Source organism: Candidatus Pseudothioglobus sp. uisw_070 (assembly GCF_059512545.2).
Genome location: NZ_CM183456.2, coordinates 693,580 through 719,995, shown reverse-complemented (window position 1 = coordinate 719,995; position 26,416 = coordinate 693,580). Strand labels below are relative to the sequence as shown.

Genomic DNA, 26,416 nt, shown 5'->3' with positions numbered 1-26,416 from the left:
AAAATGCCTCATCTACTGATTAGATTTTTACATAATAAAGCGAAATAGAGCAAGATGTGCCATTAAGTGTCTATAAAAATTCACAGTAAAGGCTTATAAGAAATAAATTTTACAAAAGGTTTAAAAGAAGACTCGATAGTCAATTGAATAGAGGATATTTTTAAACTCTGTCTTGTAGCCTTTAGTGAAGCTGCGAAAAGAGTCGCCATCACAATCGAGATTTTGAGACTTAACTGAAGCCCCAAAACCCTTTAAAAATCCTGAATTAGCAAACACACCTAGATTAGGGTTTAGTCCCCAACAAGTAGCCTTTGTCTCTGGACCACCCACACCATAGGTGCCAGTTCCAGAAACAGTCGGATAATTGGTATTCGTTACTTTTCCAGAAAAATATGAAACATTTAAACCTAGATAAGGGGTAAATCTTGACGAAGTATCAAACCTATAGCTTGGACCTAAATTAAGAGTTAAGCCCTTCGTTGTGAATGTTGGAAAAGGCGTAACAACATATCCACCCTCAAAAGTAGCTGCCGTGTCTTTAGTCTTCATGCTGCTTTCAGTCATTCCAGCATTAAAGTAAATGTTGTCACTAATTTTTCTATAGTAATCAACACTGAGAGCATAGTCTTTATTAGTTACAGTGTTGTCGTTGAGTGTGCCTTTTTTAACGTTTGTACCCAGGTTTCCTGGAAGCGCGGTATGCATACCGCTTGCAAAGGTGAGTGAGCCATTGGCAGAAACTGTGATACCGAATGAGAGCTCATTAACGCTTTGATCAGAAGAATCTTCTGCAATAGCGCTTGTTGAAAATAGCGCTGAGACTAAGAACAGCCCCACAAGCATTATTAGTTTATTTAGGAATAATATTTTAATTTTCATGAGTAAGAGTATAAATTAAAAATATGACTTTATTGGATTAGTTAGGCCCCACTGATGCCTCAAGCCTAGGATATTTAAAACCTAAAGTAATTCCCCTTGCTAAGGAAAATATAATCAACGAAGCCCAAAGCCCATGATTGCCATATTTAGGAAGCAAAATAGCGAGTGCTATTAGATAGATACAAAAAGAAATAAACATCATATTGCGCATATCAGCAGTCCTTGTAGCGCCAATAAAAATTCCATCTAACATCCATGCGGCAACCCCAGCCAATGGAGCGATCACCATCCAAGGCAGATACTCATAGCCAACAGTCCTCACATCCTGTGCAGTTGTCATGATATTAATGATACTATTACCAAAGACAAAGAATGCTAGCGCCATTAGGATCACTGAGCCAAGCCCCCATTGACTTGTCATTATTACTGCTCTTCTAAAAAGAGGTCTGTTTTTAGCGCCAAGAGCCTGCCCTACCAAAGCCTCTGCTGCAAAGGCGAACCCATCAAGGGCGTAGGCAGTAATATTTAAAAATTGAATCAGTACCTGGTTGGCAGCTAGCGTCGCATCATCAAAACTTGAGCCTAGAAATAAAAAGCTGACGAAACTAATTTCTAGCAAAATTGAGCGAATCATTATGTCACTATTTACTTTGGCCATTTGAATTAGGCGTACTCTATCAAATATCTGTAGCCAGTTTTTCCAGTAGCCATTATTAAAGCCCTCCCTTGCGAGCCAGAGTCCAAATATAAGGCCTGACCATTCTGCAATGAGAGTTGCAATAGCGACCCCTTCAACGCCCCATCCAAGCTTTAAAACAAACACTAAATCTAATGCAATATTAATCCCATTGAGAACCAATTGAAGTAGCAGAACTGCTCGAGTTTTTTCTTTAGCAATCAGCCAGCCGGTAATACCAAAAAGAGCAATAGCAGCAGGCGCGCTATAGACCCTAATCTGTAAATATTTTTGCGCTAAGCTCTCTACCTCCATAGAGGCAGGAGATAACTGTAGAGCCCCTAAAAAAATAGGCACCTGGGCAATGATTAATATCAGGCCAGCTGTGAAACCAATAATGACTCCTCTAACTAGAAGGGCTGATGTTTCAGGTTTGTCACCAGAGCCGATGGCTTGGGCGGTAAGCCCTGTTGTGCCCATCCGTAAGAAACCGAACAGCCAATAGATTGCGGTGATGATGATTGCGCCAATACCGACAGCGCCGATAGGAACAGCCAGTCCTAACTGCCCGACAACCGCAGTATCGACAGCGCCTAAAATTGGGATTGTGGCGTTAGCCAATACGATTGGAATAGCCACACCCAAGACTCTCTTATGCGAAAGGTCTCTAGGATTTGTTTGCATTTTTATGACTTAATTAATGCCGTTAAAGGGCGTCTCTTTTAAACTTTTGATTAAAGAGTTTAAATCGCCAGTACAGAATAAATGCAAGGAAAGCATAGACTAGCTTCGCAATACTAAAGACTCCTGGAGTGCTTACAAATCTGGCGAGCCAGTTATAGCCCTTGGTGTTACTCCACACATAGATAAAAGCCTCGACGCCTTTTATTTCCGAGCCATCTGGAAATTCAACATAAAGCGCCTTTAGGTACTTATCACCTTTCTGACTGCAGTTTTCATATTCGAGCTGTGAGCGTTTTTTGTAGTGCTTAATTTCAAAGTTACAGATACTGCACTCTTCATTAAACAAAACCTTTCCCTCTGATTCAGTTTTCATAATTCTATTCATTAGTTATTGAGATAGTGTTAGTAATTACTTACTAAACTTTCCATAAAGATAGCCAGCGATTGCTGCAAAAATAGCAAATGGCGCTGACATCATAAGCCAGTAAATTATATTATTGATACTCTGATCAACAACAAAAGGCCGAACATAAAAGGAGGTCGAAGCGAAAAGGCTCCAAGCAACAAAGGTTCGCGCGTAATAAATAGATTTAGATCCAGACTCTACCTTCGGTCTTGCAATCTTAAAGAAAAGATACCCAAAGCCAACTGACACAAAGATACTTATAAAGTTAATCATTTTTTAGATCTCCGAAAATATAAAAAATTAGGTCTACCTTGCGTTACATATGGGGCACTTTAAATCTTTACCAATTTTAACCTTTCTAAAACTTAAATCCAAGCCGTCAACGAGTAGAAGTGTTCCGCATAGCTCATCCCCTAAGCTCAATATAACCTTGATAGCCTGCAAAGCCTGAATCGTGCCAATGAGTCCAGCTACTGGCGCTAAAACGCCATTTTGAACGCAACTCTCATTGTCATCTCCCTCTTCAGAGTAGAGGCACTGGTAGCAAGGCTGATCCTTCTCGTAACCCTTAAAAACAGAGACCTGGCCTTCAAAGCGAATCACCGCAGCTGAAACGAGAGGCTTTTCAAAATCAACGCAGGCCCTGTTAATTTCAAAGCGACTTTCAAAGTTGTCTGTGCCGTCAAGAACAAGGTCAACATCTTTAACTAAGGAAGAAAGGTTGCCCGTATGAACGAGTTCATTTGCAATCGTCACTTTAATTTCTGGGTTAAGCTCAATCAATTTATCTTTAGCAGAATTGACCTTGTCCTTACCGATGTCTTTAGTTTGGTGAATGATTTGACGCTGAAGATTTGAAAGCTCTACCTGGTCAAAATCAGCAATAATTATATGGCCTACTCCCGCAGCTGCTAGATACAGCGCCGTAGGAGACCCAAGACCGCCCATACCAATAATCAGTACGGTCGAGTCCATAATTTTTTGCTGCCCCTCAATATCAATCTGAGGCAACATAATTTGCTTAGAGTATCTGAGTAGCTCCTGGTCTTTCATTAATTTATTGCTTAAAGTACTTATTAATTTTTGGCAAAATTACCATTTGACAGTACGGCTGATTGGCGTTGTTGTTGAAGTAATCTTGGTGATAAGCCTCTGCAGGATAGAATACATCAAGCTCTGTGACTTCAGTTACCGCGCCCTTTATGTTTCCAATCACTGAGGTTGCAATTTGCCTCTGTGAGTCATTGGTATAAAAGATAGCCGATCGGTACTGCGTTCCTTTGTCTGCGCCCTGCTGATTTAGGGTCATTGGATTGTGAGTCTCAAAGAAAACCTCTAATAAAGACTCATAGCTAACTTCGCTCTCATCAAAGTCAACTTTTAAGACTTCTGCGTGTCCAGTTTGGCCCGTACATATTGCCTCATACGTCGGGTTTTGAGTCGACCCATTACAATACCCATTTTTTACTTCTTTGACGCCGTTAACGCGCTGAAAGATCGCTTCTACGCACCAAAAGCAACCGCCAGCAAGGTAAGCTGTTTGCATAATTAATTGTCGTTTATTAAAAGAATATAGTATAACTTATGATGACAAAAGAATGAATAAATGGACTCTAAATCTTAGCTTTCAGACAATCCACTTAAGTCAAATAAATGTACTGGTTCTCTACCGGTTCATTAATGCAGACTTCGACCCTTCTTCTTTAACCCGCTTAATCGGTAATAATTATATATTTAATAATTGTTTTCTAATTAATACGCATTAACCAGTGGTTTAGTTAAATACTATTAAAGAGCTACTATCCCTCGCATATTTATACAGACTATGAAGGTATGGGGGAGAGGCTCATTGAACTCGGCTAACTATTAATAATATTACTCTCTTCTAATTTGAACCCACATATTACCTGGACCGCCAGGGACAGGGAGGAAGGCACTTCCCCCAGATTCATTGCCGATATTTGTTCTTATAAAAATAGTGTTACCTGTAGCAGTACCAGCAATCCCAGTTAGGCCTAATCTCGGGCCTCCAGACGGTGTGGCAGCGTCGGTTCCATTAAATGCGTTCTCACCATATGGGTTCGTGTTAATAGAGTTAAAGTATGTTATGAAATAACCAGCCCATAAGCTCGAATTATCACTACAATCTCGGACAGTACTTCCCAGCGTAACAGTTGTAGCACTAGTTGCACACCTGGTAAGCGTTGCTGTTACAAAGGATACTACGTTGTTGTGGTTTGTTGTGGCACTTTGCACTCTGGCAGAAGTCATATAGCCGTTGTACATTGGAACACCAACTCCAGCAAGAATACCAATAATAGCAACTACAATTAGCAGTTCAATCAATGTAAATCCCTTAATTCTTAATTTGAAATAAGTTTTGATAGTAAAGAGGCTCTTCTTGCCATTAATTTATTAAGATATAGAGAATCATATACTTAAATTACTAAAGATATAGAGGAAAATGAGCTACGTATGTATAAATAATTAATTTATAGCTATACACTCTAACTTCAGAGCAACCATCCCTCGCATATATATACAGACTTTGATGGTACGAGGGGAGGCTCATTGAACTCGGCTAACTATTAATAAACCCTCCCTCACAGATGAAACAAAGTTTGGAATTTAGTATTACGGCTCATTGCAATTGTGTCTTAGCGTAAAATATTTATTATACAATGTTAAAAATAATTTTACTTTCTTTTGCTATTGCTGCGCCCCTTGTAATAACTGGGGGAGAGAGTTTAGAGGAGTATCTTAGATATTCTTTAGTGCTAGTAGAAGCTTTTTTTTCCCCTGAATTATCATTTGATACCAACGAAGTAATTAATGAATAGAGCCACCCTCAAATATATATACAGACTTTGAAGGCACGAGTGGGGAGGCTCACTCAACTCGACTTCGATTTAATTGCAAATGCCGGTACTAAGTCTTTTCAAACTAAATCTCCGCACAAAATCCTATAACTACTTTAAGATATGCGTTTGAGTGTCTATAATTCTCAATAAGATATATATAGTCTAAAGGAGTGGTTTTGCAAGGAAGCATCAACAAAAGGCATGGTAATGGCCTAGTATTAATTCTTTTAGCGCTCGCTATACTCGCTTTAGTTTGGCTATTTACCCCCTTCATTGCCTACCTTTTCCTGTCCCTATTGATCTGCATATCGACTTTCAGTAGCTTTTTAAATCTGTCTCAAAAATACTCAAAAAATCGTGCTGCGATTTTAATGACGCTGCTTGTGACTACGCTCCTAATACTGCCCCTTGGATACATCCTGCTGGTTAGCGGAATAGAGATTACTGCTCTCATTAACAAACTGCAAAACGACTTTCAGATGAGTGAAATCAGCAGAATAACCGATGAGATAATTATGGGACTGCCTTTGTCAGACACGATACGTGAGTTTCTTGATAGCTCTCTACGCAACAACCTCGAATCAATTGCAATTGCCGTTAAAGACTTTTCGATCGTAATTTTGAAAAGCATTACTAAGCTCTCTAGCCAGTTTATCTTTTTCGTGATTATTACAATCTTCTCGCTTTACTACTTTTATATTGATGGCCCATCCTTCATTGACAAGATTAAAAAAGTGTCCCCTCTCGATAAAAAAATTGATGACCTGCTTCTTAATCAATTCTCTGGATTGTCTTTAACCCTTGTAGGCAGCGTCTTTTTAATTTCAATCACCCAAGGAGTGGCTTTTGCAATAGGGGTAATGATTGTTGGATTGCCGGCCTTGTTTTTTGGGGTTGCGATGGCTCTAGCAAGCTTTATTCCGGTACTAGGGGGAGTCCTAGTGTGGCTTCCGTTGTCGATCTATTTGTTTGCAACTGGGGAGTCGGTAAACGCCTTAATCATTATCTTTTTTGGGGCAGTTTTAGCGGGAACGCTCATTGATAATTTTCTTAGGCCCATTATTATTATGAAATTATCAAGCTCTATGAACCACAAAAGCGCGTTAAATCATACCCTTATTACTGTACTTTCAACCCTAGCTGGAATAATTAAGTTTGGCATCCTAGGGCTCTTTATTGGTCCAATCATTGCCGCAATGTCGATTACTATATTTGAGATTTATCAGATTCAATTTGGTAGCCCTGAGCGGCCTTCTTAATAAATAACTCAAAACTATGAATGTAAATGGATTAATTGAAATGGCTTGGAGCGATGAGGCAACTTTTTCAGATATTGAAAGAGAATTCGGCATCAAAGAGCCCGAGGTCAAACGCATCATGCAAAGCAACCTGAAGCCAGGATCTTATAGATTATGGCGGAAACGAGTGCGCTGGATAAAAGAAAAACAAAAGAAACACCTTAAAGTTTAAACACAATACTGCTATCTAACGGACAGGTATTTTCTAAAACAGCCAACTAAAAATTTGACTATAACAGTAAAATAATCACATGGGATTAAATACAGACATTAGTGAAGTTATCACTCAGATTGATAAGGTTATTGCATCACAAGATGGCAGATGGCTTGACGTGTCTGACTACAACCTCAAGAGTAAAGATCGTAAAAATATGAAATCAGTGTATGGTTTAATCCATGATATCCTGCATCATGTCGAAAATGACCAAAGAATTGTTGACCGGACCCATAAAGATAATCTAGAATATCTTTATAAAAAAACTGTTGAGCACGTAAAAAACCTTAGTTAGAAAAAGGCTCACTAATAAAAATCGTTACCACTGAATCCTTGACATCTTGAGGCCTCTAGATTTTTTAATTTATTAATTTAGTTTTTGTTCATTATGAAAGCACCGTTTATTCTATTACTTTTTCTATTTTCTTTTGGGCCTATAGGGGCCGTCTCAGCTGATTACTCCGATGGTTGGGACGCCTATAAAAAAGAAAACTATTTAAAAGCACTGGTTGAATGGCTTCCCCTTGCAGAACAGGGCGTCTCTCAAGCGCAATATAACTTAGCTGGAATGTATGCAAAGGGTTATGGGGTTAATATAGATGACGCAATGGCAGTTTACTGGTACAAAAAGGCAGCACAACAAGACCATCCCAGGGCTCAGTATAATTTAGGCGTCATGTACTTACTTGGTACTGGTGTTTATCAGTCCTATGATGAGGCAAAGAAATGGCTTCAGTTGTCCTATGCGAATGGGATTGATGAAGCTGAACTGCTCTGGAATAAGAATCAACTCTGGAAATATTGACTCTTAGTTTAAGGCTTTTAATTAACAATTCAGAATGAACCATAAAAAGAAATCACTAAAAATCATTGGATAATCTGGGTTTAGAAATAACATTTTTTATGGTATATTTAGCGAAAGGGTTATATGTAGTAAATTATCTAACCTTGTTTTACTTAATGATTTTATGAAAAATAAAATGATTAACCTTAAGAATTAATGAATTATAAAAAGGAAAATAAAATGAAAACAATCAAGACAATGATTAAAGATACCAAGAAAAAAGCTTTTACGTTAATTGAGCTTTTAATCGTAGTTGCAATTATTGGCATTTTAGCAGGAGTAGGGATACCGATGTATAACGGTTATATGACTGGTGCCAGAATCGCTAGTACAGAATCTAACCACGCAAGTGTACAATCCTTTATAGCTGCAACAGTTACCAGGTGTGCAACTGGTGCTGCCACCGTTAGAATTGGTACTACGAATAGAGCCTGTAATAGAGGAACTACAAGAACATCAGCTCAGCAATGGAGTGTATGGTTTGCCGCTTACTTTAATGAGCTCAATACTAACCCATGGTTTCCTGACAATCCTTCCACGATACGAAGTGGTAATGCGAATCCTGCTCTTGGCGTAACTCATATATCTAACAACGGTAATGCTGTTATTCGAGTTAGAACCAATATTGGTGATGATAATGCTCCAACTAGACGTGTTAATGTACCTTTGAGAAATTGGTTAGAAATTAGAGTTGAATAATTTATCAATGAAGAATAAAGCTAATAAAGCCCGCATTATTGCGGGTTTTACTTTAATTGAACTTTTAATTGTTGTTGCTATTATCGGTATTTTAGCAGGCGTAGGCATACCGATGTATAACGGCTATATTCAGGGCGCTAAAGAAGATGTTGCGCAGAATAACCTTAGATCAATTTCACTAATGGAAGCGGACTTTTTTTCTGACAACAATAGTTTCTATTTATCAAATAGAACTGCAGATATTAACACCAATCTCTTTAATAACAATACTCTGGATATCAATAGTGACTATGATTACCTAGTTTTAAATCATGCCACCGGATTTCAGGCAGTTGCGAGAGCGAAAGCTGGCATGAATGTAACGGCGTTCTGCCTTGATCAAAACAATAACTTACGAAGTGGAGCCCAGTGTCCAAGATAGAAGATTAAAAAGTATCTCCCATGGCAAACATTGGGGTGTACATTGCAACCAGAATACCTCCCACAGTAATGCCCATAAAAACCATCATTATCGGCTCAAGCATAGCGGTAAGTCTTTCAATTACAATATCCATCTCACCCTCATAATAGCTCGCAATTGAGCCGTACATTTCTTCCATATTACCCGTCCTCTCACCGACTGAAACAAGGGCCACAAAAGAAATAGGAAAGATATTTGGGTATTTCTCAAATAATTTAGATAATGGCTCGCCTGAAAAAACGCCACGACGCACGTTCACCATCGCTTCTCTGATAACAAGATTATTACTAGCACTCGCTGCAATGTCCAAAGCCTCCATTTCAGGGACTCCTGCCGCTCTCAAGTTGCCTTGGATCATCGCAATCTTAGAAAGCGAAGATTTATTAACTAAACCTCCAAATAGAGGCAATTTAAGAACTAATTTATGCCACACCTTCTTAGCCTTAAGGCTCTTTTTAATTGTAAATGATAATGACATATATGAAACCACTATTGAAATTGCAAGGACGCCACCTTTTAGCGGGTCTCGCAGAAAGTTACTCATATTAACAACAAACTGGGTAGCTGCAGGAAGACCACCCGCCTTACCTGCAAACATTTCTTCGAATACAGGGACAACAAAAACTAGCATCAAAGCAACCACCGCAATGGCAACAGTTAGGAGAATCATTGGATACATCATTGCACCCTTAATACTACTTTTGATTTTTTCCTGTTTCTCCATATTAATAACTAATTTAGACAAAAACAGCTGCACCTTACCACTCGACTCTCCAGCCCTAAGAAGATTGATATAGATATTATCAAAAGCCCCAGGAAATTTTTCAAAAGAGTCAGATAGGGTGTTACCTGTCTCAACAGATTGATGGATGTCACTAACAATCAACTGAAAACCTTTATGCTCTGTTTGGAGCTCAATCATCTTAATACTTTCAAGAATAGGTAATCCAGCACGGACCATGGTTTCGAATTTTTTCGTAAAGGTAATGACCTCTTTTATAGGGACTTTTTTTGGAATCTTTTTTACTTTTTTTGTTGCTTTTGCCTCTTTTTTTTCTTTAATGACTTCTTCTTTACCTGATACTTTCTCTAAAGAAGTAATGATAATCTTATCTTCCTTTAACTTAAACGCGGCCTCCTCTTTATTGATAGCAACAATTTTACCATCAGTATATTTATTACCGAGTATGCCTTTATAAGAGTATGTTACTGCCATATATAATCTAATTAATCGAGTATCAGTATTCTTTTGTATTCATCAATACAAATAGAGCCATCTTTAAGAAAAGTTCTACCAATCTCCTGCATGTTTAAAAATTTGTCTTTTTCTAATGCAATCTTTTTCAGTTCAGGAGTGGTTTTCTCTTGCAATATCCCTTCAATTAAATTATCAGTGATTCTTAGAACCTCATAGATACCTTTTCGACCTTTGTAGCCAGTATCATTGCAAGTATCACACCCCTTACCTTTAAACAAAGTAACCCTTGTAGACTCTTCAGCAGAAAAACCAACAGCACGAAGCTGACTTTCATTAATATTTTCGTCTTCAACGAGACAATCAGAGCAATTTTTTCTTGCCAAACGCTGAGCCACTATGAGAGTTAGGGCAGAGGTAATTAAGTACGGCTGGACCCCCATATTTAGAATTCGAGTAATAGTGCTTACCGCGTCATTGGTATGAAGCGTAGAGAGTACAAGGTGACCAGTTAAAGCAGCTTTAATCGCAATTTCAACTGTCTCTTGATCTCGGATCTCACCAACCATCACAACTTCAGGATCTTGCCTTAGAAAAGATCGCAGAGCAGAAGCAAAGGTCATCCCATAGTCTGGCTTAACATGAACTTGTCCAACACCATTAAGTGTGAATTCAACTGGATCTTCAGCTGTAAGAATATTAATATCTTCTTTGTTTATTTTATTAAGCGCTGCGTAAAGGGTTGTTGATTTACCTGAACCAGTTGGGCCGGTCACAAGAACCATACCTTGAGGCGAACTGATTGCATCAATAAATGCTTTTTCATCTTCCTCATGAAACCCTAGTTTTTCAATAGACAAGTCGATCCCATCAGTATCTAAAATACGCATTACAACCCTTTCACCAAAGCTTGTTGGCATACAGGACACTCGAAAATCGACTTCTTTTTCATCAACCTTTAGAGTAATGGCACCATCTTGAGCCTTTCTTCTCTCTGCAATATCAAGCTTTGACATAATCTTAATACGAGTAATAATTTTCGAATAATTATCAAATAACACCTTACTGGTTCCGGGCTCTTCCTTTAACACACCATCAAGCCTAAAGCGCATCCTAGCAGAATGCTTAAAAACCTCAAAATGAACATCACTGACACCTTCTTTGATTGCCTTCTTAAGGTTTGTATCAATAAATTGAACAACTACAGCGGAGTATTTTTCATCAGCCTCCTCATCGCTCATCGCAGCCTTAGCTTTAGGAGTCTCTTTCGCTTTATTATTTAATGGGGTTGGTATTTGAGGCTCAGATTTTTTTGCAGCTGCAATAGCTTTTTCTTTTTCAGCTAACTTGTTAGAGCTATTTGTTTTTAGAGGCTTTGGAGTTCTTGGAGCTGACGCGGATGATGGATCAATAGCGTTAAAACTATCTAAAATTTTAGAAATTTGACTAATAGTAACCAGATAAGGATTAACCTTCTTATCTGTCAGCAAAGCAATACTTTGCATTTGATTGAGTGCAGATGGCTCAGAAATAGCAACATCTAAAGTATGCCCATGAATGCTAATTGGGACTATTCTATTTTCAGTTATATACTTTTTGGGTAATATATCAGAAGTAGAAAAATCTATATTTTCTGCATCAAGGTTAGGTAGGTACTCAATGTCATAACTACTTGAAATGGCATCAGCAATTGTTTTTTCATCTGTAAATCTAAAATCAATAAGAGTCTCAATCAAGCATTTCTCACCCTCATCACTCGAGACCATAGCACTTTTTAAGTCACTCTCACTGATCAAACTATTGCTATGAAGTAAGCTCGCAATTTGTTCAGCTGATTCTGATGGTATTCCAAGAGTCGCCATATGAATAATATATTAAATTATAGTAGGGGCTAAAAAAACCAAAATCTCTTTTCGTTTATCTTTTTTAGTTTCTTTTTTAAATAGATTTCCAATAAGCGGTAGGTCACCTAATATTGGTGTTTTAGATCCTGCACCGACGAAATCTTCTATATATAGCCCGCCAATTACAACAATAGTTTGATCTCGAATTAGTAATTTTGTTGTGATCGTATTACTGGCTATTGGTGGATTCACAATAGTTGTATCAACGGTTGATTTTGTAATTGAAACTGTAAGTATGATATTCCCGTCACCCACAATTACTGGCGTTACTTTCAATGTGATCCCTGCATCTTTTAGCTCAACCGTCTTTTCTCCGTCTTCTACTTTTGTATACGGTATCTGATCTACTTGTTTAATTTGTGCTTCTTTTCCGTCTAGTGTAAATACTCTTGGGTTAGATAGAATCTTGGTAATGCCCTTAGTTTCTGATGCTTTTAAATCAATCGCTAAATTTTTAGTAGAAGTACCCAGGATTAATCCAAGTGCATTTCCAACAACAGTACCATCACCATCATTTTCAAACAAACCTTTTACATCAACCGTATTAGTGCTACCATCCCTTAAGCCTAAGATATTAGCATTAGGCCCAGTAATACCAAACTTTGCTCCAAGAGCCTCACCAAATTCCTCTGAAGACTCAACAATAAAAGCTTCAATTAAAACTTGTTTGGTTCTAACATCTAATTCACCGATTAAAGTTTCAATAAAATCTAGTTGCTCTTTGGTTGCCTTAACAATTAAGTAATTAAGTCTCTCGTCAATAGTGATCTCTACACCTAAAGACGCCTGAGTGTCTTCAGACGTACTAGCCCCATTTAGAACGCTTTTAATGTCTGTACTCACGTCACTGGCAGTTGTATAGAAAAGCTTAAAGACTTCAGTGTATAAAGGTTCAATTGAGCTTTGTGCCATGTTTGTTTTTTTAGTTGCTTCAATAATCTGAAGGTCATAGGCTACTTGAGCTACCAGAACCTCTTGACTATGAATACGAATAATATTCGCATCATCATCAACGTATTTTGCTAATTTTTTAATTTTTAGGATTGAATCAAGAGCCTTATCCCAAGGAACATTATTAAGCTTAGCAGATACTAAGCCATTAACCTCATCTCCAATTAGAATGTTCTTGCCAGTTGCCTCAGAAAACATTCGTAACATATCTTTGATTGAGATATTTTCAAAATTTATTGATATTGGAAACGCAACACTTTTATCAACTTCTGATGAAACATTATTATTATTTTCCTGCTCTTCTTTATTAATCTGCCTTCTACTAGAGGTTTTTACACTTTTAAATTTTAAAGAATCAGAATCTACAATTGGACCAGTCAAAGCAGATGCTTTAACCTGCTCTGAAGTATCTACAATAAAAGTTTCTGAATCTATTAATTTGTGAACACTAAGTGAATGGCCCGAAGTCCCATTAGAGCCTTTATTAAGCTCTAATAAAGCGCCTTTATTTAGTTGTCCAGATGGTACGCAAGATGACAGAAAAATTACTAGTAGCCCTAATATTAATTTATTATTCTGCATTTTCATTTGCAACACTCCTATTTCTTACAGATAGAGATATAACCTTACTATCTTCAGTCACCTCAATTCCTTCGTAATTAATACCTGTTATTGACCCATTTGCGTTACCTAGCTTATCTCCAATTCTCACAAAGTAATCATCGCCACTTGCAGTCCTTATGAAAGCGGTTTTGAAGGATGAAGAGATCATAATACCAATTATAGTGTTTGATGTAATTGCATTTTGAAGAAGGGGGTGAACGCTCTGATCTATTGGTTCACTCGAGAAACTATTAGTTGGTTGGGATGAATTATTATTAGTCGAAGGAAGCGAACCAAATGCATTGTCTGCAGCATACGTAACACTGACTAATGATGCTAATAATAATAATAAAGATAAGATACTTACACTTTTAGTTTTCATTAAAACTCCTCTTCATTTATTATAGCTGATGAATCTGCACATTGCTCAGCCTCATTCTTAGGAAGACGATATGTTGCAATTACCATCGCAACTTTAACATCACCACCTTTTGACTCTGACTCAACTGTGATTGTCTCTTTGTTTATGTTAACAATTTTGTTTAGTTGTGCTAAACCATTTCTGAAATTAGTGAACTGCGTATAGTTCCCAGTGATTTCAAGATTGACAGAAAAATCATAATATCCAACATTTTGAAGCTTGCCCTCGCCTTCCATTTCTTCATCAAGAAACTGCTCTTCATCAAGAAACTGCTCTTCATCAAGAAACTCATCTTCACTATCTATGGAATTATTTGAACAATCACCCTCAGAAAAAATTGGCCTTTCGCTGCCCTTGTCAATTTTAGTTATAGTCAGCTTATTTTTCATAGCCAGTAAGCTGATTTGACCATAAAGGTCTTCCAATTCTTTGTCAGTATAAAATAAAGTAGAGCGCCTTTCATACTCAGCTTGAGCTATTGTTAGTTCTTTTTGAATCTGCTCAATATTTGCTGAAAGATCATCAATTTCAAACTTAATAGATTCAATTTGCGCTATTTTTTTATTCTTAATTCTCAAATCTTCTTGCGTTGGAAGGTATACCAAATAAACATACAAGGCAATAAAAATAAAGACAGCAACAACTACTAGTATTGGTTTAGTATAAGGATTAGGGGCACTTTCAACACCTTTTTTTCCATCTTTCTTTGAAAAAAGACCTTTGACAAGAGAGCCCACATCAATATTCATATCAAGCGCCATTATCTTTCTCCCTTGAATCAATAGTTTCTTGCTCAATTAAAATAATTTTAATAATAAACGCTTTAACATTTTGATTAGAAACAGTTTTAACAGACATTGTTGCTAACGAAGCCTTATTAATTACATCGATTATGGCTAGGTTATCTATAAAGGCTAAGATGCTTCCATCATTTGATGAAATACCCTCAAGCTGAATTTCATTACCACCACTATAATCAATTTTAGTTAATTTCAAAGAATTACCTGGAATTGCGGAGTTAATACCAAGCAATACTGAGTACATAAACCTTTGGTTTGAAGTTAAATTGTTTGTAGCATCTAAGGTAGTTTCAAGTGCTTGTTTTTTAGAATTTAGATCATTAAATATAAATTGTTTTTCATCCCTAATAGGCGCTAGTTCGTTGTATTCAATCATGAGGCTATCAACTCTATCAACCTCAGATCCACTAGCTAGAAAATTCCATATCCCAAACGAAACCACTAAAACTGCAAATATAACTACGCCCCAACGTGACAAGAATTTCATTTTTTCTTGGTTTTTAACGCTATCTCTATCGGGCAATAAGTTAATATTATTTGTGCCTGTGACATACTCGAAATAGCCAAAGACATCTAATTTTCTTGTAGCCAAACCTAAGGCGGATGAGAATATTGAGCTATTGAGTTCGGCAGTAGCTTTTTCTTTTAAATTCGCAGGTACCTCTACATTCTTTAATGAATTAAAAACCTCAACGTTGATTTTAGGGAGTGCTGCATTAAAATTAACGACAGTTTTCTCAATATTTGGCATTGATGATGAGATCAACAAGGTGTCAATAGGCTGCGTTTTATATTTTGCAGTGTACGAGGAAATCATTTGGTTAACCTGCATTGAAAAACGATTACTTATCCCCATCACTTGGTCATCGGTAGAATCTTGATCCATCAGAGTATTTCTATCTTTCTCGGACAAATATATATCAGAAATGAATGGCGAGTCCTTATGGAGAATTAAAATATAATTTTCAAATGCTCCAAACTCAACAATAGCAACAGGAGACTCTGATTTGGTTAAGTCAGTTCTAAGTGCAAGAGCATTTCGAGTTGCAAAGCAACGCACATCCACAACGACTGGGTTAAGGCCTGCTTGCCTTACAATGTCAAGGTAATTATCAATATCATCTAATTTAGATGCTACAAATAATAAATGCATTTGATTTTCAGTATTGTCTCTCTTTAGCACCTGCCAAAAAATAGAATACTCTTCTAGGCTATCAGACAACTGGACCGCATTCTCCCAAAGTGAATCTGAGGCAATAGCTACTTTTAACTCCTCATCTGTCATCATTGGAAGCGGTACTACTTTAATTATTGCACTGCTTACTGGGATCGAAACTGCAGCATTTTTGGTCTTAATTTTACTAGCGGTTACAAGCTGAGTAAGTTTATTAACATAGGTCTCAGGGTTCTCAATAATTGAATGATTTGAGCCACCATCAATGTATTTATAACCAACCTTGGATAAGGTCCATTTTTTCTTAGCTGAAGATAACTGTGCAACTCTAATACAATTTGGCGTTATGTCTATACCAACAACGTCCTCTTGCTCAACAGTAAGCTTACTAAGGTAACTTACAATTACTTTAATTAATTTTTTAAACATGTCGAATATTATATAAACAAATGAAGCTCAATAAAGCCTGATTAGCCTTATTAGATGAATAAATTTGCAATTCTTTAAAAGTACATTCCATAACTAAAATTAAATGATGTCATTAAGAGCTATAAAAAATCTTAATAAAATATAATTAAAAAATTTCTCTCCATGATTCTTGTGTAATGACTCCATCTCCAGCAGTTCCACTCTTTATCGGCGCTATTGTAATTATATTCCCCTTTCTCTTGCCAACAACATTACCCTTATCATCCTTCACATCAGCAGAGCCAGAGCCGCCGATACCAACATAGATTTTATTTTTATGGACTACGACTCCGGTAGCAATCCCCTCCCCTAATTTTATTTCTCTCGATTTACTCCCACATGACATAGCATGCTCACTAAGAGAGGCAGATCCAGGAGAACATAGTTGTCCCTGTTTAGGAATATATTTGGATGCATAGATTGTTGAATTATAAAGACCTAATTTTCCAGTTATCCTTTCACTTGCACCTAGGTTGTCATACCAACCCAACTCAGCACCAGTTGGACAAATTCCATTAGCCGCATTTACAAGTGAAGATGAGTTAGGGGTTTGGCCATTAATAGCTAAATAGTTTGGAAAATTCTTATCTTTTACAGCAAAGATTCTATTTTGAATGTCACTCGAAATCCGCTGATAATTTTTTTGATTACCTGTTCCATAAAAAGCCCATAAATTCCCATCTGCCCCCATGCCAGGGGTTGCTTGGAAAAACTCTAAACGATCATTTGCCAACGTCGCATCTGCAGTAAAAAGTGATGTAAATTCATACAGGGTACCCTGATTAGTTAGGTTAAGCTTCCAAAGCTTTCCCTCAACATCAGCTCCATAAATCATTGCTCCCTTATAGTTTGCAATACTCGTCGTATCTGGGGTAATAGCAACCATATCTGCAGGCATTGAGTTTGTAATATTATCTGATCCAGTATCCGTTAAATCAATTCGCTGCAAAATCTTTCCACTGTCCTCCAGATCAATAACAAAAATAGAAGACCCCCTAGTGTTATCTGTTGATGAGTAACCAGCGCCAAAAACAGCCACCCATTTTGTAGCTACTCCATTAGGCATAGCTACAATTAGTGGAGTAGACACAGAATCTCCTAATCTTGAATAATCATATTCAGGGCTAATACTAATCGCATACCCCTTTTCTATTCTAGCTCCAGAGGAGTCCCAATGATAAATCTTTCTATTTAAAGGTTGATTTTCAAAAGCAAATAAAAATGAAGGAATTGATGGGTTAGTTATATCTAGCGCAAAGTAGCCATTCCCTCCCAGGCCCATTCCAGAAAGCAGAACTGTTCGCCAACGATTATCATAAAATATATCCTTAACAATTGGCGAGCCATCCACTCCATAAATACTGTTAGATTTATTTGCCGAAAATGAAATCATTTTGTCCAAGGACTGGAGCATTGTTGGTGGAATAAACGCCCACATCTCTTCGCCTGTTTCTGAATTAAAAGCATGGAGCATGCCATCATTTGCTCCTACATATACAACCTCCTGGCGCATCCCACAATTTCCACCGCAACTACCTCCAGTCTTGAAGTTTGAATAGCCATTTTGATAACGATAATATGCCTCAGTATTTGATCTTGTTGCAGTAGTTGTAGTTTTTGATTTCGGCGCTCCAACAACTACAAGCCTTGAGTGGTAGACATCACCAAGTTTCCAGCGTTTTTCAGTTTTATCATTGTCAGCATTCTCATCGTAAGCATCAATACCACGCACAAAATTAATCAAATCGGCCCCTTGCAGATCTGTTGGAGTTTGCCCACTATTTTCCCATAAAGCAGTTTTCAAATTAGCAAGATTAGCTATGTTAAAGTTATTAATTGAAGTACTAATACCAAAATGGTTTGCTATTGTCCAAATATTTCTGCTGGATTCGCTCTTAGCGTTTAGCTTAACTCCGGCATCCCATTTAAGACCTCCAACATCACCCGAAGCGTCTAGAGCATATTTTTGTAGTTGGCCTTTCCACTGATGATCCTCCTCATAAGTAAATGTTGATTGGAAGATATGGTCTCCGCTAGCAATATTAGGCATTATCACTGGAGCTGAGAAGGTTAATTTAGAGGATATTGCTGAGCTAATGTAGCGCGCTAAGGACTCAGACAAGTGCTGATAGTTCTCTGAGTACAATGGCGACTCTGGAAACGTTCCACCTGCTTTAGCTAGACTTACGTATCTGGCATGCGAACGTGAACCAACACCTACCTTTGGACCAAAACCTATAACAATGGTTTGAATACCTTTACTAGCAAGAAGATCTGTTGCAATTGCATTTGCCTGAGATTCATATTGCCATTCGCCATCACTAATTACAATTAAAAAGTTTTTCTGGCAACTGGCAGCAGGATCGATTGGAGTTTTAGCGCCCTTAAAGTAGTCACTTGCCTCCTGCATAGCTCTTCTCATATCAGTACCGCCTCCAGGAGAATACCAACAAGGCCCATACCTTATATGACACTGATAAGCTGCATTATTGATATCCAAACTGTTTTGAAGGGTTATTGCTCCAGTTGGGCTTACATCAACCCTTCGTTTTGGCCTTGTATTCCACATCTGCAAGCCAAAGTTTGCGCCGTCTGTTAACTCTGTATCGCTGACAATGTTTTTAATGACCTTCTTTGCCAGCGGCATTAACGCAACTGTTTCACCAAATCTATCCTGAGAAAGCCCCTCAGAGTTAAATTTTACAACAATATTTTTGCTATAAAGTGCTACAAAAATATCGCCAGTAGCGCTCGCACCTAGCCCATAGGTATTAAAAGAACTTTTACTTGAGTCTGATGCAGAATAGGCATCCCATGATTTAATCCATGCCATATTGGAAAGTGCATACTTATGAATTTTAGTATTAGCTCCAGTGCTTATATAGATACCATCAGAGGTGACCTTAATATCATGCGCAGTTGGATTACCTGGAGTAGCTTGAGTAGACTGAAGGACTAACGAAGCATTAAATTTTTTGAAAGATTTGGTGCCATTTTCAAGTGCATAAATAAAACCCCCATACCAATCAATCCCCTTTAGGTTAGATTGACCCGCGACCACTGCAGTTTGGGTGCCATTAACATTATACTTATAAATAGAAGTGTCTGAATTCACATACAGGTTGTTCGATGAATCAATTGCAAGGCCTCTAGCAAACGAGGGAATGTTGTAAGTTTGTTGCCAAATGCCCTCATTATTAAATTTCTGGATTCGCTCAGTAGAATCACTAACATAAACGTTGTTATTAGAGTCACTAACTATAAAGTTTGGATTTCTAAATCCACCGTTTGAAGTTCCAGAATATCCCCAAGACTTAACGTAAGTCCCAGTAGAATCATATTTTTTGACTCGATGGTTTTGGAACTCAGTCACATACATATTACCGAGTGAATCAATAGCAACGTCTCTAGGCCTGCTTAGTTTATCATTTGATCTTCCTGGAACGTCCCAGCCCATTGAGCCTGAATTATCAAGCATAATGTAAATATTCGCCTTAACATCTGCCACCCCTGTTCCAGGAGGGGGCTGCTTTGCTTCAGAATTAAAAGTAGTTAATAGTAAGAGTGAGCTAAATAATAAGCTAATTTTTTTCATTTTTTATTGCTCCTCTTGCTCTTTACTAAACTTACTAAAGTATGACTGATGGTTTCGTGATTGAATGACTACCATCTCTAGGAGTGAGTTGGCATCTGGCTCAATTGAATAGTAAACAACACTTTTTGGATCTACCCAAAGCCATTGAGCATTTGGCTTTGCATCATAAAAATTAGTTGGCTTGTCAGGCTTTACCCCAAAAACAGACTCCGCCCAGTTAACCAGTGAAGGGCTTTCTGATAATTTGCTGATTTGTATTTCAACGAGCTTATCATAAAGAAGTCCAAACTCAATTCCAGCTCCTTCAAAGCTCTTTTCATTCTTGCAGACCTTCTCTCCAGGGGCATAAACTTCCTGGTTAGAGGCACCAATTACCTTAGGCATCACATAGAAATCATCGAGCTTTAATTTATCCATTAGCGCTTTGTGAGAAATTCCAAAACGAAACGATTGCAAATCACATGCCGCCTGCACACTCCCTATAAAAAATAGCTGAGCTAATAAAATTAAAATTAGTATCTTATTTTTTTTCATTTTTAATCTATAGTTTAAAAAATCATCGAATCAACAACTTCAACTTCACTTAAGAAATTATTCATACCTGAATTATTGATTAGGCTCCCTTCTGACCTAATTCTATACATATATTTGGTTTGAGTTGCAGCATTTCCATAACCGCTTCCTTCGCCAACATCAAAACCAACACCCTCGCCGCCCTCATAAGCAACTTGTCCTAATAAAGCTATACTACATTGATATACCTGATTAACTGTTCTATTTCTAAAAATTTGGCTTTCCGCAGTTAACTGCCAATTACTCATTGCGGTAGAAGCAATATTGTGACATATAGTTCCAACAGCAGTATTTATACATGGCGCTCCAGAGGCGGACTCAACCCTTAACCATAGCCTAGCCTCTGCAATGCAGCTCTCTGCAGAGTAAAAGGAATCTGCCTTGGTAACATTTGCACCAACAAGTTCAGCAGATTGTTTAGATGAGAAATAAAGGCCAATTCCCATTGTCATCATTACTAGCATCAAGGTTAGTGAAATAACAATGATAAAGCCTTTTCGATTACCAGAATTTAGAGAATTATTCATACTACAAGTTCCTCACTGCAACAGTCGATTCAAAAACATCTCTTTGAAATTGATCATTCCTAATAAAGTTAAAGTTTCCAGCATGATAAGTCTGCTTATTAACTGCTCTATTCCTACCATATCCTTCTCTTGATCTTAAGGCGATATTTATATTTATTAATGTACCATTACCCATTTTATTAACAAGAAATGCTAAAGCAGATGCCTGGCTAGTATTAGCAATAGTTCCTGTTATTGCGCCTGTGGATGGATTAATAATTTGTATAACTTTAGCTCCATTAAAGCCAGCATATAAACGACCTAAAATACTAAAATCTAAAGCAGATGCCTGGCTAGTATTAGCAATAGTTCCTGTTATTGCGCCTGTGGATGGATTAATAATTTGTATAACTTTAGCTCCATTAAAGCCAGCATATAAAAGACCTGAACTGCTAACAGCTAAAGCTGATGCCTGGCTAGTATTAGCAATAGTTCCTGTTATCGCGGCTGTAGATGGATTAATAATTTGTATAACTTTAGCTCCATTAAAGCCAGCATATAAGTCACCTGTACTGCCAACAGCTAAAGCAGATGCCTGGCTAGTATTAGCAATAGTTCCTGTTATTGCGCCTGTGGATGGATTAATAATTTGTATATCTTTAGCTCCATTAAAGCCAGCATATAAAAGACCAGTACTGCCAACAGCTAAAGCAGATGCCTGGCTAGTATTAGCAATAGTTCCTGTTATTGCGCCTGTGGATGGATTAATAATTTGTATATCTTTAGCTCCATTAAAGCCAGCATATAAAAGACCAGTATCACTAAAAGCTAAAGCAGATGCCTGGCTAGTATTAGCAATAGTTCCTGTTATCGCGCCTGTGGATGGATTAATAATTTGTATAACTTTAGCTCCATTAAAGCCAGCATATAATCTCGCATTAGTAACATAATTTAACTGCAAATCCTCTATATAATCTGCCATCACTTCCCTAGGTCGTACCGTAGGCCTTGGTAGAAGTGCATTATTTTGCCCTAGAATAGTTCTGCGCTTAAATAAACGAAAACGATCTCCCCTCTTATTACTGGTAAAGGCCTCAGTCCAGAAACGAGTTTGAATTCTTTGTACTTGGCTAGAAGTAACAACTCCTTGGGCATTTAAGGTATCGTCAACTTCGTCATAAATTATTGTCACTTCATCGCAGCAGCTGTCCCCACTATCAGTAATAACGAGTGGCTCAAGAATCTTGCCATAAGTCATAACTCCATTGCCATCACGGAACTCATATCCAGCCATACGAATTTCACGCTCAAGAACCTGCATGATAGCTCTTCCTGATGAATGAAGCTGTGAGATATCTGTATTTCTTTTGTATTGATTTTTAATGAGCTCAAATGAGGCGTAAGTCGCTGAAATTATAACCGCGCTAACTGCTAGAGCAACCAACATTTCAACTAAGGTAAAAGCTTTTTTGTTATGGCGCATAAAGCACTCGCTTCATAAAAACTGATTTGCTAGAATTCCTTGCGTTAAACTCTAATGACACTATATGAACAAAGTTCTGACCAACTTGACGCCTCTCAACTCGAATAATACGCCTATCATTTAACCTTTTAGCGCCAACTTCACCATTTATTTTATTGCACCAATTTTGAAGGAGCTCAAGCTGATCATCTCTTCCTGAGGATGTTGTGAGAGCCAAACAGTTACTTAAATCCTGGCCGTTATACTCCATAATATTAGTTTGGTCGGCGCTTAAAGATTCAATAATTTCTGTATTTTGAAATTTGAGTTTTTCTTTATCTATGGTGTCACTCATAACTGAGTTTGAAGTTGCAACAAGTCCGTAAACCCCGGCAAAACCAATTGCAGTAATACCAGCTGAGACAAGCGCTTCAATTAGGGTAAATGCATTTTTATAATTTTTCATGATCTAGTTGAATTTATAAATCTAGATAGCCGGCAGTGCCAGCAAAAAAAACTCTCTTTTCAAATAAACCAGTAGCACCAAAAACTACAGTTTGATAGCTATGGGGTTCACCAGAGCATGTTCTTTGAATCTGGTGTACCTGATTTGCTTGGCTCGCTGTTGCGCTTCCATCAGCATGAAAACATTGGAAAGCAGGACCAAAAAGTCTGTAGTTATCTGATATAGTTAAATTTGGAATAACAAGCGATAATGATTGTCGGGCCTGCGTAGCACTGCAATTGTTTTCAGTAAGTTGAAATACAGAATAAGTTGCGCCAACAGATGGTAGCCGGTTATTTGGTTCTATAAGAATTGATCGATTTCTATTGACAGCCTCTACTCGTGCGTTTTCAAAAACACTATTTAAAGCCTCAAATTCATTGCGAAGTTCTTGTTTGCAATTCCAACCAGCAAGAGATGGCCAGCCAAATCCTGCAATAATCCCAAATAAAGCAATAACAATTAGTAATTCAATAAGTGTGAATGCGGACCTCACCATTTAATCTCTAAGCTCTACGTCTTCATAATTAATTTTTCCAGAGGAAACAAGCTCGTCTACAGAGTTTTTCATAGTAACCATGCCCTCTCCTCTTGCCGTTTGCATAACACCGGCGATCTGGAAGATCTTTCCTTCTCTCACAAGATTCCTAACAGCGTGATTACAAACCATAATCTCAAATGCAGCAACTCTTCCGTTGCCATCGGCTGTTTTAACTAATTGCTGAGTAACAACTAGCCTCAATGATTCAGCAAGCTGAGATCTGACTTGGCCCTGCTGTGCAGCTGGAAAAACATCGATAAGACGGTTAATCGTATTAGGTGCTCCAGAAGTATGAAGCGTTCCAAATACGAGGTGACCAGTTTCTGCAGCGGTAATTGCCAGCTGGACGGTTTCAAGATCACGAAGCTCTCCAACAAGAATAACATCTGGATCTTCTCTAAGTGAGGCTTTAAGTGCACTAGCAAATGATTTAGCATCTCTTCCAACTTCACGCTGGGATATAGAAGACTCTTTTGAATGATGAATGTATTCAATTGGGTCCTCAATTGTTAAAATGTGACCTGACCTAGATGCATTAATTGCATCAATGATCGAAGCTAATGTGGTCGACTTTCCAGAGCCCGTTGGGCCAGTAATAAGAACTAAGCCATTTGGCTTGTCAACAATTTCTTGAATCACATAAGGAAGTTTTAGATCAGCCATCGCAGGAATGTCCGTTTCAATTTTCCTTAAAACTGCAGAGAGCCCATCTGACGTATAGAAAAAATTTACTCGAAAACGATACTCACCAACCACAATTGCAAGATCAACATCACGAACCTCAGTAAGCTGAGCTAATTGGCCCTCAGTGAGTGATTCATTAGCAAATAATCTAAGATCTGATGATGAAATAATATCCTCTTCTGGAGTTATCATATCACCATTAACTCGCAACATTATTGGCTTATTTTCCTTAATATGGATATCAGAAAATTTATATTGCTCTATATACCTTTGTATAATTTCGTTCACTAAACACCCCATTTTAATTTTATTTTGAAATCCATTATATAGGACTAAAAAAAACCTTTCTAAGATAAAATAGTAATGATTATGATGATATATTTAATTATTCTGTTAATTGGCCTTGTGTTTGGCTCATTTCTAAACGTCTTGATTCATCGACTTCCTTTAAGCATATCCCTAGTTAATCCTGTAGGCTCTGCTTGCCCTCATTGCAATAATGGAATTAAGTGGTATGAAAATATTCCAGTGGCTTCTTATCTAGCTCTTAAAGGTCGTTGCTCAAACTGCTCTGAATCAATCTCAATTATTTATCCCATTGTTGAAATAATAACTGCAATAGTTACACTCACTATTTATTTAAATTTCTTGTTTAACTGGGAATTAATAGCAATAATTGCTCTTTTCTATACGCTTATTGTATTGTCTTTTATTGATCTGAAATACAGGGCAGTCCCTGACTACCTTCTAATTATTGCTGTTATTCTTGCTATCATGGTTGGCGACATAATTAGCGTCTTGATATTTACCGGGGGGCTAGTATTACTTGAGCTCGCAATAACCTTTTATATTCAAAATATTAAAGCAAAAATTACTGGAAACAAAGAACTAGAAGTCCAGCGCGCCCTTGGAGAGGGAGATATGCCAATTGCTGGCGTTATAGGAGGCTTGCTTGGAGTGCAGTTAGGTGTTTCAGCAATATTTTTAGCGGCCATACTGGCATTATTACCTGCAGTCTATAACTTATTTTCAAAAAAACAAATAGAGACCGCCTTTATTCCATTTTTATCTTTAGGATTATTTATCACTCTTTTTAGTGGATTTAATCTATTCTCTTTAGTTTAGAGCGCTATTAAAAGTGCAGATCCAAGTGCACTAGTATTTCCATAACTTATAGTCATCCCAAAGAGCTTCAGCACCATCAAAATCATTTTCGAATGCCAAATTTATCCAATATTTTGCATTCTTAAATGATCTGGTCACACCGTCGCCTTCAATATAAATCTTACCAAGGATGAACTGGGCTTCAGCCTCTCCCTGATCTCCTGCCATTTTTAATAGCCTTACTGCTTGCTTATAATCTTTGAGAACGCCTTTACCATTAAAGTACAAGATCCCTAAGTTTGTTTGTGATTTTGCATCACCCTTTTCTGCAAGCGGTCGCCATTGTTTTGAAGCCGCTTTAAAATCGCCCTTAGTATATGCAATCCACCCATCATTAAAGTCAGCATTAATTGGGCTTATAATTCCTAGCGTGCAAATTAAAAGAGTTACAGGTATTAATATTTTTTTAAATTTCATAATTGTTAATATTTAAAAATAGATAATAATATTATATAGAAATAGATTTTTAATAAAACACTTCATTTAGGGCTATTAATTTTTTTAAAATAAATCTTTAAATAGTAGGGTTTATTTCAAGTCAGATTTAAACCTAAAATTATATTTTTTCCAATAAAAAATACTAATAACTCTTGTTACTACACCTAAGATTACTAGCCCTATAATTGAATTGGTAATTAACATTGATAGGTAATAGAATGAATATGAAGTATTTATCAATAGAAGACTAATAGTCATCCCCAGAGCAACGCCAATAAAAAGGGTTGGCCAAAAAGAAAAACTAATTAAAGCTTTCTCCTTGAATGAATAATTTGACTTTAGTTTTTTCATATAATTCTCCTTAATAATTTAGAATAACAATGAAACAATTTTATTCTTATCCAAGTCTAG

29 protein-coding genes are annotated in these 26,416 nt (G+C 37.3%); 7 read left to right on the top strand and 22 right to left on the bottom strand.

The features are described from left to right. Positions 1 to 120: 120 nt before the first annotated feature. The 7 genes from AC5YGD_RS03605 to AC5YGD_RS03575 form a co-directional block, all read right to left on the bottom strand. On the bottom strand, positions 121 to 879 hold the full coding sequence (locus tag AC5YGD_RS03605; RefSeq protein WP_496142160.1) for an opacity family porin: 759 nt from the start codon (positions 877 to 879) through the stop codon (positions 121 to 123). A 37-nt stretch (positions 880 to 916) separates the two neighbouring features. Next, positions 917 to 2,239, bottom strand: coding sequence for an MATE family efflux transporter (locus AC5YGD_RS03600; protein WP_496142159.1), 1,323 nt, complete (start codon positions 2,237 to 2,239; stop codon positions 917 to 919). Positions 2,240 to 2,261: 22 nt separating this feature from the next. Then, positions 2,262 to 2,612 (bottom strand): thiol-disulfide oxidoreductase DCC family protein, encoded by a 351-nt coding sequence (locus AC5YGD_RS03595; protein WP_416696152.1) that lies wholly within the window; start codon positions 2,610 to 2,612, stop codon positions 2,262 to 2,264. Between the two features lie 36 nt (positions 2,613 to 2,648). After that, positions 2,649 to 2,918, bottom strand: a complete 270-nt coding sequence (locus AC5YGD_RS03590; RefSeq protein WP_496142158.1) for a hypothetical protein — start codon at positions 2,916 to 2,918, stop codon at positions 2,649 to 2,651. 33 nt (positions 2,919 to 2,951) lie between these two features. Beyond that, complete coding sequence (locus AC5YGD_RS03585; protein WP_496142157.1) at positions 2,952 to 3,698, bottom strand: molybdopterin-synthase adenylyltransferase MoeB; 747 nt, start codon at positions 3,696 to 3,698, stop codon at positions 2,952 to 2,954. 4 nt (positions 3,699 to 3,702) lie between these two features. After that, positions 3,703 to 4,191, bottom strand: coding sequence for a peptide-methionine (S)-S-oxide reductase MsrA (gene msrA, locus AC5YGD_RS03580; protein ID WP_496142156.1), 489 nt, complete (start codon positions 4,189 to 4,191; stop codon positions 3,703 to 3,705). 329 nt (positions 4,192 to 4,520) lie between these two features. Next, a complete protein-coding gene (locus tag AC5YGD_RS03575) occupies positions 4,521 to 4,991 on the bottom strand; it encodes a type IV pilin protein (protein ID WP_496142155.1) in 471 nt (156 codons plus the stop codon). A 691-nt stretch (positions 4,992 to 5,682) separates the two neighbouring features. Here AC5YGD_RS03575 and AC5YGD_RS03570 point away from each other — a divergent pair. The 6 genes from AC5YGD_RS03570 to AC5YGD_RS03545 all read left to right on the top strand — a co-directional run bounded on the left by AC5YGD_RS03570 (position 5,683) and on the right by AC5YGD_RS03545 (position 8,982). Continuing rightward, positions 5,683 to 6,765, top strand: a complete 1,083-nt coding sequence (locus AC5YGD_RS03570; RefSeq protein ID WP_496142153.1) for an AI-2E family transporter — start codon at positions 5,683 to 5,685, stop codon at positions 6,763 to 6,765. Positions 6,766 to 6,781: 16 nt separating this feature from the next. Beyond that, a complete protein-coding gene (locus AC5YGD_RS03565) occupies positions 6,782 to 6,976 on the top strand; it encodes a TIGR03643 family protein (RefSeq protein ID WP_416679224.1) in 195 nt (64 codons plus the stop codon). Between the two features lie 79 nt (positions 6,977 to 7,055). Next, positions 7,056 to 7,313, top strand: a complete 258-nt coding sequence (locus tag AC5YGD_RS03560) for a hypothetical protein (RefSeq protein ID WP_496142152.1) — start codon at positions 7,056 to 7,058, stop codon at positions 7,311 to 7,313. Positions 7,314 to 7,406: 93 nt separating this feature from the next. After that, the gene (locus AC5YGD_RS03555; RefSeq protein ID WP_496142151.1) at positions 7,407 to 7,823 is read left to right on the top strand and encodes a tetratricopeptide repeat protein; all 417 of its coding nucleotides are present in this window, start codon (positions 7,407 to 7,409) and stop codon (positions 7,821 to 7,823) included. 219 nt (positions 7,824 to 8,042) lie between these two features. Beyond that, positions 8,043 to 8,561, top strand: a complete 519-nt coding sequence (locus tag AC5YGD_RS03550) for a prepilin-type N-terminal cleavage/methylation domain-containing protein (RefSeq protein WP_496142150.1) — start codon at positions 8,043 to 8,045, stop codon at positions 8,559 to 8,561. A 7-nt stretch (positions 8,562 to 8,568) separates the two neighbouring features. Then, positions 8,569 to 8,982: a prepilin-type N-terminal cleavage/methylation domain-containing protein gene (locus AC5YGD_RS03545; RefSeq protein ID WP_496142149.1), complete on the top strand. Its 414-nt coding sequence runs from the start codon at positions 8,569 to 8,571 to the stop codon at positions 8,980 to 8,982. A 4-nt stretch (positions 8,983 to 8,986) separates the two neighbouring features. Here AC5YGD_RS03545 and AC5YGD_RS03540 read toward each other — a convergent pair whose 3' ends face one another. The 13 genes from AC5YGD_RS03540 to AC5YGD_RS03480 form a co-directional block, all read right to left on the bottom strand. Then, positions 8,987 to 10,237 carry a type II secretion system F family protein gene (locus AC5YGD_RS03540; protein ID WP_496142148.1) on the bottom strand — a complete coding sequence of 417 codons (1,251 nt, stop codon included), beginning with the start codon at positions 10,235 to 10,237 and terminating at the stop codon, positions 8,987 to 8,989. Between the two features lie 11 nt (positions 10,238 to 10,248). Then, complete coding sequence (locus AC5YGD_RS03535; protein ID WP_496142147.1) at positions 10,249 to 12,078, bottom strand: ATPase, T2SS/T4P/T4SS family; 1,830 nt, start codon at positions 12,076 to 12,078, stop codon at positions 10,249 to 10,251. A gap of 12 nt (positions 12,079 to 12,090) precedes the next feature. Continuing rightward, entirely contained in the window at positions 12,091 to 13,659 is a 1,569-nt protein-coding gene (gene pilQ, locus AC5YGD_RS03530) for a type IV pilus secretin PilQ (RefSeq protein ID WP_496142146.1), read from the bottom strand. Continuing rightward, positions 13,643 to 14,056 (bottom strand): pilus assembly protein PilP, encoded by a 414-nt coding sequence (locus AC5YGD_RS03525; RefSeq protein WP_496142145.1) that lies wholly within the window; start codon positions 14,054 to 14,056, stop codon positions 13,643 to 13,645. Before AC5YGD_RS03525 ends, pilQ begins: the two co-directional genes overlap by 17 nt. Continuing rightward, positions 14,056 to 14,856, bottom strand: coding sequence for a type 4a pilus biogenesis protein PilO (locus tag AC5YGD_RS03520; RefSeq protein WP_496142144.1), 801 nt, complete (start codon positions 14,854 to 14,856; stop codon positions 14,056 to 14,058). The genes AC5YGD_RS03525 and AC5YGD_RS03520 overlap by 1 nt, the downstream gene beginning before the upstream one ends. After that, positions 14,846 to 16,498, bottom strand: coding sequence for a pilus assembly protein PilM (gene pilM, locus AC5YGD_RS03515; RefSeq protein WP_496142143.1), 1,653 nt, complete (start codon positions 16,496 to 16,498; stop codon positions 14,846 to 14,848). The genes AC5YGD_RS03520 and pilM overlap by 11 nt, the downstream gene beginning before the upstream one ends. Positions 16,499 to 16,643: 145 nt before the next feature. After that, positions 16,644 to 20,132 carry a PilC/PilY family type IV pilus protein gene (locus tag AC5YGD_RS03510; protein WP_496142142.1) on the bottom strand — a complete coding sequence of 1,163 codons (3,489 nt, stop codon included), beginning with the start codon at positions 20,130 to 20,132 and terminating at the stop codon, positions 16,644 to 16,646. 3 nt (positions 20,133 to 20,135) lie between these two features. Continuing rightward, on the bottom strand, positions 20,136 to 20,666 hold the full coding sequence (locus AC5YGD_RS03505) for a hypothetical protein (protein ID WP_496142141.1): 531 nt from the start codon (positions 20,664 to 20,666) through the stop codon (positions 20,136 to 20,138). A 14-nt stretch (positions 20,667 to 20,680) separates the two neighbouring features. Next, a complete protein-coding gene (locus AC5YGD_RS03500) occupies positions 20,681 to 21,232 on the bottom strand; it encodes a hypothetical protein (protein WP_496142140.1) in 552 nt (183 codons plus the stop codon). A gap of 1 nt (position 21,233) precedes the next feature. Next, positions 21,234 to 22,694, bottom strand: a complete 1,461-nt coding sequence (locus tag AC5YGD_RS03495) for a prepilin-type N-terminal cleavage/methylation domain-containing protein (protein WP_496142139.1) — start codon at positions 22,692 to 22,694, stop codon at positions 21,234 to 21,236. Then, a complete protein-coding gene (locus AC5YGD_RS03490; protein WP_496142138.1) occupies positions 22,684 to 23,139 on the bottom strand; it encodes a prepilin-type N-terminal cleavage/methylation domain-containing protein in 456 nt (151 codons plus the stop codon). Before AC5YGD_RS03490 ends, AC5YGD_RS03495 begins: the two co-directional genes overlap by 11 nt. Before the next feature lie 13 nt (positions 23,140 to 23,152). Continuing rightward, entirely contained in the window at positions 23,153 to 23,677 is a 525-nt protein-coding gene (locus AC5YGD_RS03485; protein WP_496142137.1) for a prepilin-type N-terminal cleavage/methylation domain-containing protein, read from the bottom strand. Then, positions 23,678 to 24,703, bottom strand: coding sequence for a PilT/PilU family type 4a pilus ATPase (locus AC5YGD_RS03480; protein WP_496142136.1), 1,026 nt, complete (start codon positions 24,701 to 24,703; stop codon positions 23,678 to 23,680). Positions 24,704 to 24,772: 69 nt separating this feature from the next. Between AC5YGD_RS03480 and AC5YGD_RS03475 the strand changes: the two genes are divergently transcribed. Further along, positions 24,773 to 25,528 (top strand): prepilin peptidase, encoded by a 756-nt coding sequence (locus AC5YGD_RS03475; RefSeq protein ID WP_502319140.1) that lies wholly within the window; start codon positions 24,773 to 24,775, stop codon positions 25,526 to 25,528. Positions 25,529 to 25,558: 30 nt separating this feature from the next. Here AC5YGD_RS03475 and AC5YGD_RS03470 read toward each other — a convergent pair whose 3' ends face one another. After that, the gene (locus AC5YGD_RS03470) at positions 25,559 to 25,984 is read right to left on the bottom strand and encodes a tetratricopeptide repeat protein (protein WP_496142134.1); all 426 of its coding nucleotides are present in this window, start codon (positions 25,982 to 25,984) and stop codon (positions 25,559 to 25,561) included. Between the two features lie 111 nt (positions 25,985 to 26,095). Beyond that, positions 26,096 to 26,356, bottom strand: coding sequence for a hypothetical protein (locus AC5YGD_RS03465; protein ID WP_496142133.1), 261 nt, complete (start codon positions 26,354 to 26,356; stop codon positions 26,096 to 26,098). Positions 26,357 to 26,416 lie beyond the last annotated feature (60 nt).

Bases quoted from the DNA above. Each gene is read 5' to 3' on its own strand.
- AC5YGD_RS03605 (WP_496142160.1), bottom strand. From the start codon at position 879: ATGAAAATTAAAATATTATTCCTAAATAAACTAATAATGCTTGTGGGG.
- AC5YGD_RS03600 (WP_496142159.1), bottom strand. From the start codon at position 2,239: ATGCAAACAAATCCTAGAGACCTTTCGCATAAGAGAGTCTTGGGTGTG.
- AC5YGD_RS03595 (WP_416696152.1), bottom strand. From the start codon at position 2,612: ATGAAAACTGAATCAGAGGGAAAGGTTTTGTTTAATGAAGAGTGCAGT.
- AC5YGD_RS03590 (WP_496142158.1), bottom strand. From the start codon at position 2,918: ATGATTAACTTTATAAGTATCTTTGTGTCAGTTGGCTTTGGGTATCTT.
- AC5YGD_RS03585 (WP_496142157.1), bottom strand. From the start codon at position 3,698: ATGAAAGACCAGGAGCTACTCAGATACTCTAAGCAAATTATGTTGCCT.
- msrA (WP_496142156.1), bottom strand. From the start codon at position 4,191: ATGCAAACAGCTTACCTTGCTGGCGGTTGCTTTTGGTGCGTAGAAGCG.
- AC5YGD_RS03565 (WP_416679224.1), top strand. From the start codon at position 6,782: ATGAATGTAAATGGATTAATTGAAATGGCTTGGAGCGATGAGGCAACT.
- AC5YGD_RS03560 (WP_496142152.1), top strand. From the start codon at position 7,056: ATGGGATTAAATACAGACATTAGTGAAGTTATCACTCAGATTGATAAG.
- AC5YGD_RS03555 (WP_496142151.1), top strand. From the start codon at position 7,407: ATGAAAGCACCGTTTATTCTATTACTTTTTCTATTTTCTTTTGGGCCT.
- AC5YGD_RS03550 (WP_496142150.1), top strand. From the start codon at position 8,043: ATGAAAACAATCAAGACAATGATTAAAGATACCAAGAAAAAAGCTTTT.
- AC5YGD_RS03545 (WP_496142149.1), top strand. From the start codon at position 8,569: ATGAAGAATAAAGCTAATAAAGCCCGCATTATTGCGGGTTTTACTTTA.
- AC5YGD_RS03540 (WP_496142148.1), bottom strand. From the start codon at position 10,237: ATGGCAGTAACATACTCTTATAAAGGCATACTCGGTAATAAATATACT.
- AC5YGD_RS03535 (WP_496142147.1), bottom strand. From the start codon at position 12,078: ATGGCGACTCTTGGAATACCATCAGAATCAGCTGAACAAATTGCGAGC.
- pilQ (WP_496142146.1), bottom strand. From the start codon at position 13,659: ATGAAAATGCAGAATAATAAATTAATATTAGGGCTACTAGTAATTTTT.
- AC5YGD_RS03525 (WP_496142145.1), bottom strand. From the start codon at position 14,056: ATGAAAACTAAAAGTGTAAGTATCTTATCTTTATTATTATTATTAGCA.
- AC5YGD_RS03520 (WP_496142144.1), bottom strand. From the start codon at position 14,856: ATGGCGCTTGATATGAATATTGATGTGGGCTCTCTTGTCAAAGGTCTT.
- pilM (WP_496142143.1), bottom strand. From the start codon at position 16,498: ATGTTTAAAAAATTAATTAAAGTAATTGTAAGTTACCTTAGTAAGCTT.
- AC5YGD_RS03510 (WP_496142142.1), bottom strand. From the start codon at position 20,132: ATGAAAAAAATTAGCTTATTATTTAGCTCACTCTTACTATTAACTACT.
- AC5YGD_RS03505 (WP_496142141.1), bottom strand. From the start codon at position 20,666: ATGAAAAAAAATAAGATACTAATTTTAATTTTATTAGCTCAGCTATTT.
- AC5YGD_RS03500 (WP_496142140.1), bottom strand. From the start codon at position 21,232: ATGAATAATTCTCTAAATTCTGGTAATCGAAAAGGCTTTATCATTGTT.
- AC5YGD_RS03495 (WP_496142139.1), bottom strand. From the start codon at position 22,694: ATGCGCCATAACAAAAAAGCTTTTACCTTAGTTGAAATGTTGGTTGCT.
- AC5YGD_RS03490 (WP_496142138.1), bottom strand. From the start codon at position 23,139: ATGAAAAATTATAAAAATGCATTTACCCTAATTGAAGCGCTTGTCTCA.
- AC5YGD_RS03485 (WP_496142137.1), bottom strand. From the start codon at position 23,677: ATGGTGAGGTCCGCATTCACACTTATTGAATTACTAATTGTTATTGCT.
- AC5YGD_RS03480 (WP_496142136.1), bottom strand. From the start codon at position 24,703: ATGGGGTGTTTAGTGAACGAAATTATACAAAGGTATATAGAGCAATAT.
- AC5YGD_RS03475 (WP_502319140.1), top strand. From the start codon at position 24,773: ATGATGATATATTTAATTATTCTGTTAATTGGCCTTGTGTTTGGCTCA.
- AC5YGD_RS03470 (WP_496142134.1), bottom strand. From the start codon at position 25,984: ATGAAATTTAAAAAAATATTAATACCTGTAACTCTTTTAATTTGCACG.
- AC5YGD_RS03465 (WP_496142133.1), bottom strand. From the start codon at position 26,356: ATGAAAAAACTAAAGTCAAATTATTCATTCAAGGAGAAAGCTTTAATT.